The organism is Paraburkholderia sp. RL18-101-BIB-B, assembly GCF_046026985.1.
In the GTDB taxonomy this organism is placed as follows: domain Bacteria; phylum Pseudomonadota; class Gammaproteobacteria; order Burkholderiales; family Burkholderiaceae; genus Paraburkholderia.
On record NZ_JARESV010000005.1, the window covers coordinates 289,758 to 301,940 of the forward strand.

General features: G+C 64.5%; 9 protein-coding genes. 4 read left to right on the top strand and 5 right to left on the bottom strand.

Features of this window, described 5'->3' with window-relative positions; genetic code table 11:
• Positions 1–75: 75 nt before the first annotated feature.
• Positions 76–1,494, bottom strand: a complete 1,419-nt coding sequence (locus P0D73_RS11915) for a DUF1254 domain-containing protein (protein WP_408313701.1) — start codon at positions 1,492–1,494, stop codon at positions 76–78.
• Between the two features lie 297 nt (positions 1,495–1,791).
• On the opposite strand from P0D73_RS11915, the gene P0D73_RS11920 reads away from it, so the two are divergent.
• The 3 genes from P0D73_RS11920 to P0D73_RS11930 all read left to right on the top strand — a co-directional run bounded on the left by P0D73_RS11920 (position 1,792) and on the right by P0D73_RS11930 (position 7,374).
• Positions 1,792–2,442 carry an FMN-binding negative transcriptional regulator gene (locus tag P0D73_RS11920; protein WP_408431453.1) on the top strand — a complete coding sequence of 217 codons (651 nt, stop codon included), beginning with the start codon at positions 1,792–1,794 and terminating at the stop codon, positions 2,440–2,442.
• A gap of 127 nt (positions 2,443–2,569) precedes the next feature.
• Positions 2,570–5,128 (top strand): heavy metal translocating P-type ATPase, encoded by a 2,559-nt coding sequence (locus P0D73_RS11925; protein WP_408431455.1) that lies wholly within the window; start codon positions 2,570–2,572, stop codon positions 5,126–5,128.
• A 272-nt stretch (positions 5,129–5,400) separates the two neighbouring features.
• Positions 5,401–7,374, top strand: a complete 1,974-nt coding sequence (locus P0D73_RS11930) for a methyl-accepting chemotaxis protein (protein WP_408431457.1) — start codon at positions 5,401–5,403, stop codon at positions 7,372–7,374.
• Between the two features lie 90 nt (positions 7,375–7,464).
• On the opposite strand, the gene P0D73_RS11935 is transcribed toward P0D73_RS11930, so the two are convergent.
• A complete protein-coding gene (locus P0D73_RS11935) occupies positions 7,465–8,118 on the bottom strand; it encodes a glutathione S-transferase family protein (RefSeq protein ID WP_132383569.1) in 654 nt (217 codons plus the stop codon).
• 219 nt (positions 8,119–8,337) lie between these two features.
• On the opposite strand from P0D73_RS11935, the gene P0D73_RS11940 reads away from it, so the two are divergent.
• Positions 8,338–9,795: a polyhydroxyalkanoate depolymerase gene (locus tag P0D73_RS11940; RefSeq protein WP_408431459.1), complete on the top strand. Its 1,458-nt coding sequence runs from the start codon at positions 8,338–8,340 to the stop codon at positions 9,793–9,795.
• A gap of 77 nt (positions 9,796–9,872) precedes the next feature.
• Here the strand turns inward: P0D73_RS11940 and P0D73_RS11945 are convergent, their stop codons facing one another.
• The 3 genes from P0D73_RS11945 to P0D73_RS11955 form a co-directional block, all read right to left on the bottom strand.
• A complete protein-coding gene (locus P0D73_RS11945; protein ID WP_408431461.1) occupies positions 9,873–10,307 on the bottom strand; it encodes a cupin domain-containing protein in 435 nt (144 codons plus the stop codon).
• A gap of 175 nt (positions 10,308–10,482) precedes the next feature.
• Positions 10,483–11,094 carry a flavin reductase family protein gene (locus tag P0D73_RS11950; RefSeq protein WP_408259572.1) on the bottom strand — a complete coding sequence of 204 codons (612 nt, stop codon included), beginning with the start codon at positions 11,092–11,094 and terminating at the stop codon, positions 10,483–10,485.
• Positions 11,095–11,358: 264 nt separating this feature from the next.
• Complete coding sequence (locus P0D73_RS11955) at positions 11,359–11,790, bottom strand: hypothetical protein (protein WP_408177665.1); 432 nt, start codon at positions 11,788–11,790, stop codon at positions 11,359–11,361.
• Positions 11,791–12,183: the final 393 nt, after the last annotated feature.

The window sequence follows — 12,183 nt, forward strand, 5'->3', positions numbered from 1 at the left end:
CGGCGGACATGCGTTTCGCGATGCGCTAACCGCTCGTCACTGATGCGCGGCTGTCACGTCATGGACACGCAGGTATCACTGACGCACGACGGCCGGCGGTTGCCAACTGCCGTCGGTGGCTTGCGGCTTGGGCGCATACAGACGCAACACGAGTTGCAGATCGGCACGCGGCGCCGGCAGCCAGTTGCCGCTCTTGCCGCGAGCGGACGACACCGTCACGTCGAGCGAGCCGTCGTGATTGCGGCGCGCGCCGTTGCGGTCGCCGACCGCCAGACGCGCCGGCGCGCTTTCACCGAGCGCGCCATCCTTCGTGTAGGCGGTGATCGACCAGAAGCCGCGCACCGGCGGCAACTGATTCGGCGCGAAGTGGATCACGTAACGGTTTGCGCCGTTGAGCACATGACCGTCGCTGTCCTGGGTGGCGACCGCGCGAGCTTCGTCGTCTTTCGTGCCGATGCCGGGTTGCGCGTAAGCGGCATAGGCGCGCATCGCGTAGTCGGGACCGTAGTTGCCCACGCCGTCGCCGAACCAGCTCCAGCCGTTGCCGCTCAGCAAGTTGGATGGCGGCGAGACGACACGTTCATGACCGTCGGCGAGACCGGCCGCGATGGCCTCCGGCGCGTTCGGCAGCTTGACCGGCTCGCCGGGCGTCACACCGAGGTCCGAGAGAAATTTGAGCGCGTGCGGATCGGCCGGCGTCGGCGGATTGTCAGGCAAAGCCTGCGCGAGTCGCGTGAAGAAGCCGTTCGCGTCGAGCGCGGCGACTTGCGCGGCCGGCGTGCCGGACGCGGCCGCTGCCGCGTCGGCGGCATTGCTGCGCGGCGGTGTGATCGAGGCGGAGCGGCCGTCGCCCGCGTAGATGCTCAGCGGCGCGACGCGAATCGCGCGCTGCAGCTTACGAACCGCCGTCAGATCGCGTGTGCCGTTCGACTGGATACGCACGCTCACCCATGCATTGCGGGTCGGCACGTCGACGCGCGTCACACCTTTGGGCAAATCCCCTTGCCAGCCCGGACCGACAAAGGCGATCGCCTGCGCCTTGATGCCCGCCGCACGCGTGGCGAACTGCGAACTGGTGGACCACACCACATTGGTCCACATGTCGAGCACGCGGGCGTCGACATAGCGGCCGTGCGAGTCTGGCAGCGAAACGATCACCGGTTCGCTGCCGACGTCCAGCCAGCCGGTCGAATCGAATGTATCGAGACTCGGCCGTATCGGATTGGACGCGCCGATCGGCGGCAATGCCTGCGCGTGGCGCAGCGTATTGAGCGGCGCCTGGCCCGGATCGGTACCGACCGCCGCATCGCGCGCGACGCCCATCAGCACCAGCGGGTAGCCGAATACGTACGAGTCGGCGACTTCGTCCTTGATCCAGCCAGTGGATTTTTGTGTCGCAGTGGGGGTCGACGCGCAACCGGCCAGAAATGCGAGGCCTGCGAACGATGCGCAGGTCCAGTGAATCGAAAACAAATCTCGGCGATTTTTTATCATTCGTTCAGGTGGCGGAACGGGTGGTCCTAAGGGAGACGCCGGCGTGCGGCGAACCCTGTTTGCGCGGCCTCCCAAAGCCCAACGCAGCCAGTCCGCGGTTCGCGATGCCGACAACATCGGGTTGTATCGTATCCTTGATTACCAGGCAAGCGCAAAGGCAGGAATAGCGCGGGTTCGCGCGCGCACGCCGTCCTTTTGCGGTACGGTTGACGTTTTTTGTTACATCCACCCCGGCGCCCCACGCCTTGGGCGACCTTTCATCGCTGCTCTTTCGCCCCCTCGTATCCGGAGCGCTTTATGTATATGCCCGCCCATTTCGAAGAGAACCGCCCAGAGGTTCTCCATCGCCTGATCGCCGAGCAGCCTTTCGGCGCGCTGATCACCAACGGACCGAACGGGCTCGACGCGAACCATGTGCCGTTCGAGTTCGAAGTCCCGTCCGCGGCCAGTGAAACGCACGGCATCCTGCGCGCTCACGTCGCCCGCGCGAACCCGGTGTGGCAGGAAGCGGCCGCGAACCCGGATGCGCTCGTGATCTTCCAGGGTCCGGCCGCCTACATCTCGCCGAACTGGTATCCGAGCAAGCACGAGGCGCATCGGCAGGTGCCGACTTACAACTATATGGTGGTGCACGCTCATGGCCGGATCGTCGTGCGCGACGAGGAGTCGTTCGTGCGCGGCCTGGTCGCGCGTCTGACGCGCAAGATGGAAGCCGGCGAACCGGTGCCGTGGAAGATGGGCGACGCGCCCGCCGACTTCATCTCCCAGATGCTCGGCGCGATCGTCGGCATCGAGATCGAGGTGACGCGGCTGGTCGGCAAGTGGAAACTCGGCCAGAACAAGGCGGCGGAGGACCGGCGCGGCGCGGCCGAAACCCTGCTGACACGCTCGAGCGACGAACAGCAGGCCGTCGGCCAGGCCATGCTGGACGCGCCGCCGGCCTTCTGAGCGGGCGTTTCGGCGAAGTATCGGCGCCCTGAAGCGCGCCCTGCAATTCGCCCTTGACCTTCCCATCATGGGAAGGTCAATACTGGGTTCATGACGCGGCCCGATGCCGCCACGAGCCTTGCCTACCATGACAGAACTTGCCGACCCGCAGCGCCCCACGGACGCTGCCGCCCCTTCCGCCCGGACCGCCGAACTCGACATCGGCGGAATGACTTGCGCCTCGTGCGCGCTGCGCGTCGAGAAAGCGCTCGCCAAAGTGCCGGGCGTCACGCGTGCGTCGGTGAATCTCGCCACGGAGCGAGCGCGCATCGAAAGCGACGCCACGGTCGATCCCGACACGCTCGCCAACGCCGTGCGCAAGGCGGGCTACGACGCCACGCTGTTCGCCGCCACGGAGACCGCGCCACTCGTTGCGCAGCAGCCGACGGAACTGGCGATCGGCGGGATGACTTGCGCCTCGTGCGCGATGCGCGTCGAAAAGGCGCTGGCGAAAGTGCCGGGCGTGGTCGGCGCGTCGGTGAATCTGGCGACCGAAACCGCAACCGTCAATCTGGATGGCATGACTGCCGCGCCGGACGCGCTGATCGCCGCCGTCAAGAAAGCGGGTTACGAAGCGACGTTGATCGTGCCGCCGGATGAAACGGCAGCGGCCGATCAAGCCGACCACGCCTTACCCACCGACCGCAAGCGCGACCAGACCCGCCGCGAACTGGCAGCCGTGCTCGCCTCCGCCGTGCTGACGCTGCCGCTCGTCGCGCCGATGGTCGGCGAATGGTTCGGCCTGCACGCGATGCTCTCGCCATGGCTGCAACTCGCGCTCGCCTCGATCGTGCAGTTCGTGTTCGGCGCGCGCTTCTATCGCGCGGCCTATCGTGCCGTGCGGGCCGGCGCGGGCAACATGGACTTGCTGGTGGCGCTCGGCACGTCGGCGGCGTATGGCATCAGCGTCTACGAACTGGCGACCCATCCGGGCGACATGATGCATCTGTATTTCGAAGCGTCGGCGGTCGTGATCACGCTGGTGCGCTTCGGCAAGTGGCTCGAAGCGCGCGCCAAGCGCCAGACCACGGACGCCATCCGCGCCCTCAATGCGCTGCGTCCCGATCGGGCGCGCATTCGCGTCGGCGGTGACGAGCGCGACGTGCCGCTCGCGCAAGTGCGCGTCGGCACGGTGGTGATCGTGCGTCCCGGCGAACGCGTCCCGGTCGATGGCGCGGTGCTCGAAGGCCGTACGCATATCGACGAATCGCTGATCACCGGCGAAAGCCTGCCGGTGCCGAAGCAGGTGGCCGACGCGGTCACGGCCGGCTCGATCAACGGCGAAGGCGCGATTGCCGTGACGACGACCGCGATCGGCGCGGAAACGACGCTCGCGCGAATCATCCGGCTCGTGGAAAGCGCGCAGGCCGAGAAGGCGCCAATCCAGCGCCTCGTCGACCGGGTCAGCGAAATCTTCGTGCCGGCGATTCTGGCGATTGCCGCGCTCACGCTAGTGGGCTGGTTGATCGCCGGCGCTGGCGGCGAAGCCGCGATTCTGAACGCGGTCGCCGTGCTGGTGATCGCGTGCCCGTGCGCGCTTGGCCTCGCCACGCCGGCAGCCATCATGGCCGGCACCGGCGTCGCGGCGCGGCACGGCGTGCTGATCAAAGACGCCGAAGCACTGGAAACCGCGCATCGCGTGACGATCGTCGCGTTCGACAAAACCGGCACGCTGACGCTCGGCCAGCCTTCGGTGACGGCGTTCGAGCCGATCGGCGGCATCGGCCGCGACGAGGCGCTGGCGCTGGCCGCGGCGGTGCAGCGCCATAGCGATCACCCGCTGGCGCGCGCGGTGGTCAAGGCGTATGAAGCGGCGCAGACGAATGGTAGCGACGCGGACGCATCCGTTCAGACTCTCGCCCGCCAGGCGAGCGCCGCGCGCGCGGTCGCAGGCCGCGGCGTCGAAGCGGAAGTCGACGGACGCACCCTCGCGCTGGGCAGCACACGCTGGCTCAACGAACTCGGCATCGACTTGCCGGCAGTGCTCACTGCACGCGCTCACGAACTCGAAGCCGCGGGCAACACCGTTTCGTGGCTCATGCAGCGCAATCCGCAAGCGCCCGCGGCACTCGCCTTGATCGCTTTCGGCGACACCGTCAAACCGACGGCACGTGCCGCCGTCGAGCGGCTGGCGCAAATGGGCATCAAGAGCGTGCTCGTCACCGGCGACAACCGCGGCAGCGCGGCGAGCGTGGCCAAGGCGCTCGGCATCGACGAATTCCATGCTGAAGTTCTGCCCGACGACAAGGCCCACGTGATTCGCGACCTGAAGATCCGCAGCGCCGGCATCGTGGCGATGGCAGGCGACGGCATCAACGACGCGCCCGCACTCGCCGCCGCCGACATCGGCATCGCGATGGCGACCGGCACCGATGTGGCGATGCACGCGGCCGGCATCACGCTGATGCGCGGCGATCCGGCGCTCGTGGCCGACGCCATCGACATCTCGCGCAAGACGTGGCGCAAGATCCAGCAGAACCTGTTCTGGGCGTTCGTCTACAACCTGATCGGGATTCCGCTGGCCGCCTTCGGCTTGCTGAACCCGATGCTCGCCGGCGCGGCGATGGCGTTTTCGAGCGTGAGCGTCGTGACCAACGCGCTGCTGCTGCGCACTTGGCGTGGCGCGCAGGATCGTTCGGCGCGCTGAGCGAACACGGACAGAAATGCCCCGCACGCGACGGGGCCTTTTACACCGTCGTCACCAACGCGCTATTGCTGCGCGCCTAGCGCAGCACGCAGCGCAGTTCGGCGGACTGAGCGCGGTACGGGACCTAAGCGCCGCTGGCAGCACGACCAATTACGAAGCGCTTTCAAAATTCTAAAGAAAGCGGACACCGCAGCCGTAAACAAGGCATCGATGCCGGGCATGCCTACGCATGGCTCGCGCCTCGCCTGTCCTCCTCTACTCTGCAAACGTCCATGGAATTTCTCTCTTTGCGCCGCGCCAGCGTCGGCGCGCGGCTCGCCGTACTTTCGTGCGTGCTGGTGGCGTTGATTTTCGCCGCGTTCACGTGGGCGCTCACCCGCACCGCCGGCAAGCAGATCAGCGATCAGGTGCTCGAACGCATCGCCGATAAAGACCGCTCGATCGCCGCGATGATCAAGCTGTTCGACAAAGCCTTGTCGAACGAGGTCGATCGCTCGATGTCGCTGTTCGCGAGCTTCCTGCCCACCGGCTACACGCTCGACGAGACCCAGAAGGTCGACATCGACGGCGTCGCCACGCCGACCATCAAGGCGGGCGACAAAGTCCTGAACATGGACTTTTCCATCCCCGATCTGTTTCTAGAACGCAGCGGCGCGGTGGCCACCATCTTCGCGCGCAGCGGCGATGATTTCGTGCGCGTCACGACATCGCTGAAGAAACAGGACGGCTCGCGCGCCATCGGCACGCTGCTCGACCGCAAGGCGCCGGCCTACGCGCTGCTGCTCGCGAACAAGCCTTACACCGGACTCGCCGCGCTCTTCGGCAAACGTTTGATCACGCAATACCGGCCGATCACGGACGCAAGCGGCCGCGTGATCGGCGCGCTGTTCGTCGGCGTGAACGTGGACAAGGAAATTCAGTCGGTCCAGGACGGCATTCGCAGCCTGAAGATCGGCGACAGCGGCTACTACTTCGTCGTCAACGCGTCGAGCGGCGCGGATCGCGGCAAGCTGATCGTGCATCCGGCCGCCGCCGGCCAGAATGCCGACAACGCGAACGCGCCGTATCAACAGATGCTCGACATGAAGGAAGGCCAGCTCGAATACAGCTCGGCCGATGCAACGCTCGGCGAGCGCGGCTCGCGCGACAAGTTCGTGTCGTTCGTTACCGTGCCGGAATGGCAGTGGCTAGTGGGCGGCGTCGCGCCGCGCGACGAAGTGATGGCTGACGTCATCACCACGCGCAATGAATTCCTGCTGCTTGGCCTGGTGCTCGTCGGCGTGTTCGCAGCCGTGTTTCTCTTTGCGGTGCGACGCCTCGTAAGCCGCCCGCTCGAAGAAGCCGCCAAGGCATCCGAACGTTTCGCCTCGGGCGATCTGAGCGTGCGCGTGGCGAAGGGCGCGAACGCGCGCGCCGATGAAATCGGCCGCCTGATGCAGTCGATCGACGGCATCGGCGAAGGTCTCGCGCGCATCGTTTCGCAAGTGCGCAATGCATCGACGGATATGTCGCACGGCACCGAAAAGATCGCCACCGGCAGCGGCAATATCGCCGCGCGGATCGCCACGCAGGCGAGCAGCCTCGAGGAAACGGCGGCCAGCATGGAAGAGATCACCTCGACCGTGCAGCAGAACGCCGACCACGCCGCGCAAGCCAACACGCTCGTCACGCGCGCCGCCGACGCCGCGCTCGAAGGCGGCCGCGCCGTCGAACGCGTGGTGTCGACGATGGGCGAGATCAGCCGCTCGTCGCAGAAGATCGCCGAGATCACGAGCGTGATCGAAGGCATCGCATTCCAGACCAATATCCTCGCGCTGAACGCAGCGGTGGAAGCGGCACGCGCCGGCGAGCACGGCAAGGGCTTCGCGGTCGTGGCTTCGGAAGTGCGCGCGCTGGCGCAGCGCAGCGCGACTTCGGTGAAGGAGATCGAGAGTCTGATCGCGACGTCCACGGCGACCGTGCAAAGCGGTTTCCAGATCGCCGAAGAAGCCAGCTCGACGATGCAGGGCATCGTTCAACAGGTCGGCCAGGTGCGCGCGATCATGGGCGAGATCAGCGTCGCGTCGCGCGAGCAATCGGGCGGCATCGAGCAGGTGAATCTCGCTGTCACGCAGATCGGCGAAGCCACGCAGCAGAACGCGACGATTGTCGGCGAGGCCGAACTCGCGGCGGCCGAGTTGCGCGATCAGGCCGCGCGTCTCGCGCAAGTGGTCAGCGTGTTCAAACTGGAAAGCGGACGCGATTGAGGCGCAGTCGGGGCCGGCGCGGCGCGCTGCAGTATGGCTTATCGCGCCGAACGCCGCCCGCTGTTGCGGCAGCGGCGCCGCCCGGCTTCTTCAGAACTCGACGTCCAGCTCGTCGATCTCTTCCACTTCCTGTTGCGCGTCGGCGATCCACTCCTGCATCTCGGGCAGCGCCATGATCCGCTGTCCGTACTCGACGATCTCCGGATCGAGTTTGACGTCGTAGGTCACGAAACGCGTCACCACAGGCGCGTACATCGCGTCCGCCGCGGTGCGCTCGCCGAACAGAAACGGCCCGCCGTACTGCTTCAGACATTCGCTCCAGATCGTCACGATGCGGTCGATATCCGACTGCGCCCGCGCCCACACCTTGAAGCCCGGAAAGTGCGCTTTGAGGTTCATCGGCAGAGCCGAGCGCAGCGAACCGAAACCCGAGTGCATCTCGCCGCAGATCGAGCGGCAATGCGCGCGGGCGCGAATATCGTCGGGCAACAGCTTCGCGTCCGGCTTCAGTTCGTTCAGATATTCCGCAATCGCCAGCGTGTCCCAGACCTTGATGCCGTCATGAACGAGGCATGGCACCAGGATGGACGGCGACAGCAGCAGAAGTTCAGCGCGCGCCGCAGGGTCGTCGATCGGCATCACGATCTCTTCGAAAGGCAAGCCGCTGAACTTGGCCAGCAGCCAGCCGCGCAACGACCATGACGAATAATTCTTGCTGCTGATGGTGAGCGTGGTATTCGCCATACGATTCTCCTCCAGATGAGGCGTTCGGTCGACGCCTGGCGCCATGCGTGCACGTTGCCGTGCGCGCGCGCACCAAAGCGCGGCAAATTCGGCCCGTTGCCCCGACTCGCGCAAATGCTATGCCAACGTAGGGGCACGGCTGCACCCGTGCGTATGCATGCATGGCACATGACTTGCCTTTATTTGGGTTCCTTCCTTTTCAGCATTCGTGCGAAGGTTATGAACCTGTTCGCATATCCTACATACCAGGCTTTCGCCGACATCATGCTGCCGATGCGGCACGGCGCTTCGCTGGTGAATCATTCGCTCGACGCGTGGCCTGCGTTCGGCGAGACGTCGCACGGACGCTCGATCCGTGCGGCCTGCGAGCTGTTGACGCTGGCCGGACTCACGCCCGTGCGGCCGCCGTTCGAGATCGACAGCGTGATATCGGAAGGGAAATCCGTGCCGGTCGTCGAGGAAGTCGCCGCGCACACGCCGTTCTGTTCGCTGTTGCATTTCCGTAAGGAGACCCAGCCGTCGGCGCCACAGCCCCGGGTGCTGGTGATCGCGCCGATGTCCGGCCACTTCGCCACCCTGCTGCGCGGCACCGTGCGCACCATGCTTGCCGAACACGACGTCTACATCACCGACTGGCACAACCCGCGCGACGTACCGTTGAGCCAGGGCCGCTTCGGCTTCGACGAATTCGTGCAGCATGTGATCGACTTCACCGAAACGATCGGACCCGGCGCGCATCTGCTCGCCGTGTGCCAGCCGACCGTCGCCGCGCTGGCCGCGGTCGCGCTCATGGCCGCCGACGATCATCCCGCGCAACCGGCGAGCATGACGCTGATGGCCGGTCCGCTCGATACCCGCATCAACCCGACTCGCGTCAACGAACTCGCCAAAAGCAAACCGATCGAGTGGTTCGAGCAGAATCTGATCAGCGCGGTGCCGTTCGGTTTTGCGGGCGCGCATCGACGCGTGTATCCGGGCTTCGTGCAATTGACCGCGTTCATGGCGATGAATCTCAACCGGCATCTCGACTCGTTCGAGACGATGCATTACGAACGCGCCAAAGGCGATCCGGCGAAGGCCGACACGATTCACACCTTCTATGAAGAATACTTCGCGACGATGGACCTGACCGCCGATTTCTATCTGGAAACCGTCGATACGGTGTTTCAGCGGCATGCACTGCCGTTGCATGCGCTCGGAGTGCGAGGGCGTCTCGTCGAACCGTCGAAGATTCGCCGCACGGCGTTGCTCACCGTGGAAGGCGAGAAGGACGATATCTGCGCCGTCGGGCAGACGCTCGCCGCGCAGGACATGTGCGACAAGTTGCGGCCATATTTGAAAACCCATCACGTGCAGACCGGCGTGGGACATTACGGCGTGTTCAATGGACACCGCTGGGAGCGGCACATTTACCCGCGCGTGCGCGCCGTGATCTACGACAACGAACCGCGTGCGGTGCTGGTGAGTTCGCGCGCGCGCACGATCCAGCCGGTGCCTGCTGCGGCGGCTGCAGAAGTCACTCCCGCGGCGGCGACGGCGGTGGTCGATGTGAATGGGGATGCGGCGACGTCGGTCGGGTCGAATGGATCGAGCGCCACGTCGAGTACGGGTTCAACGGCTGCCATCAAGCCGCAGGCGCCGCGTGCTTCGCGCAGGCGGCCGCCAGCGACGCAATGAGTTGTTGTTGGCGGCGGCTTGCTTGATTGCGTAGTCCTCGCGCTACACCAGCAAACAGGCGGCCGCTGTTGGCTTCGCTACGCCGCGACGCTCTTCCAAGGCGTCACTGCGGGCACCTCGCACGGCCCTTCGACTTCGATGGATTTGAAATCGGCCGGCGAGACGATTTCGATGTACTCCATATCCTCCGAGTAGTCGAACAGATAGTGGACGATGCCCGGCGCCTGATGCACGCAATCGCCGGCGGCAACGAGCGTCTCCTTGTCGCCATACATGAAGCGCGCCCAGCCCTTCAACATGATCACAATGTGGAAATCGGCCTCATGACGGTGCCAGCCAGTGCCTTGCTCTGGTGCGTGATTCGCCTTGACGAGTTGCGCGAGCACCTTGTCGCCGGTCGCCTGCGCGATGCCTAAATCGCGGTAGAGAAAAAAGTCGCGCAAGCCCTGATCCTCATAGGACGTGTCTTGCGGACGGACATGACTGAATTGCGTGGCGAATTCGGTGGACATGATCGCGCTCCTCGCGAGTGAGCCGGCATTGAAAACGACGCAGTGGAGCGTCGGTTGCAAGCATCAAGCGGGCCAGTGCGCGGACTCTGTTTTTTTGCTTTTGCGCGATTCCGAGGCAATGCCGTGGACGTCGCGTCGCCTTACGCGGCGCGACGTGTTCTCAAGCGCGGTGACGTTATGCGGTCGGGCGGAACATCTGGAACATGTCGCCGATTTCCGCGTAGTCGGCGCGGTAGCCGGCGCGCATGATCGGCTGCGCTGCGTGGGTGTCGAACAGGCCATCTTTCAGATACGCCTCGTTGATATGCACGCCGACCACCTGCCCGAGCGATAGATAGTTGTCCATCGGCTTGCCGTCGAGCGTATGCAGACGCACCACTTGCAGCAGCTTGCATTCGAGCGCCGCCGGCGATTCGGCGACGTGCGGCACGGCCACGTTGCGGCCCGGTGCCGGCGTGAGGCCCGCGAGTTCAAATTCGTCGACGTGCGGCGCGACTGGCGCTGACGAGCGGTTCATCTGCTCAGCGAGTGGCTTGGTGGCGAGGTTCCAGACGAATTCGCCGGTGGCTTCGATGTTGGCGACGCTGTCTTTGCGGCCTTCGCTGGAGAAGCCGATGATCGCCGGAAAGGTAGCGAACGCGCCGAAGAAACTATAGGGCGCGAGGTTCAATGTGCCTTCGGCGTCGCGCGAGGAAATCCAGCCGATCAGACGCGGGGCGACGATGGCTTTGAACGGATCGTGCGGGAGGCCATGACCGGTGGCGGGGTCGTAGAAGTAGTGGGGCATGGAGGTTTAGGGGCTTTGCGAATGGGGCGAGACGGCATTTATACCGCAGAGTGGCGCCGGCCGCTGGGCGTGCATCGACTGCGGCATCCGAAACGCCAGGTGTGCGTGATTTTGATGTTTGCCGTGCATTTCCTATGTCGATGCAGTGTGGAAAAACCTGCAACGACGGAGTAATGACATGAGCTTTTCCAGACTCCGCCGTGTCGAGATCGAGACGTGCCTGACATCGTGAAGCGATGTATGTCATCACCGACGAGCGCGGATTCAATGATACGTCGTCGTAGACGACTGCAGCTTCGTCAGCACGCCGCGTTGGAATCGGAACCAGCCTTGCGAGCTTTGCATCACGACTTCATCGCCTTGCCAGAACACGCGCTTGACCGTCATGCGCTTACCCGAGCGTTGCACAAGCGGCGGATGGTGGCGGAAGTCGTACAGCACTGGGCCGGACTCAGTTTGCACGAGCATGCGCGTGACGGTGTCATCTGCGCTGCCGACGTCATCGAAATGACTGAGCGTGTTTGCGCCGAAGCGATCGAAAACTTCCTTGTCGAGCATCCCGACGAAATCGTGGTCGACACGCACGAATTGCAGGTTGCCCGAGGGCGTGACGAGCGGGCCGGACGCGTTGCTTTGCGCATGAACGCAGGTCACGAAAGAAGTGGCTGCCAACGCAGCGAGGAGCAGTCGTCTCATGTTTTTTTTTAGATTCGGCGGCGTCTCCGACGACGGAGCACGACCTGTAATCGTTCCTTGGGAACATTATCGTCAATTTTTGGCCGACACGTCGAAAGGTGCGGTGTCTACCGTGCCTTTTGCTATCACGTATGACGGCATTTCGACGATCCGTGAGATGAGACTCTAAGTTGCGAATCTTGAAGGCACCTGCATGCTTATAGGCGCAATGCCCTTTCATTGATTACCATTAAGCCACGGCCAATTAAGCTCAGAATACGAGCACAACTCGCGCCAGGACGATTCTAATAGATACGGCATCACCTCATCACGAAGGTTTCCGGGAGACAGGACATGCGCAAGCTTCGTTCACAAAGCTGGTTCGGCAGGAACGACAAGGATGGATTTATCCAC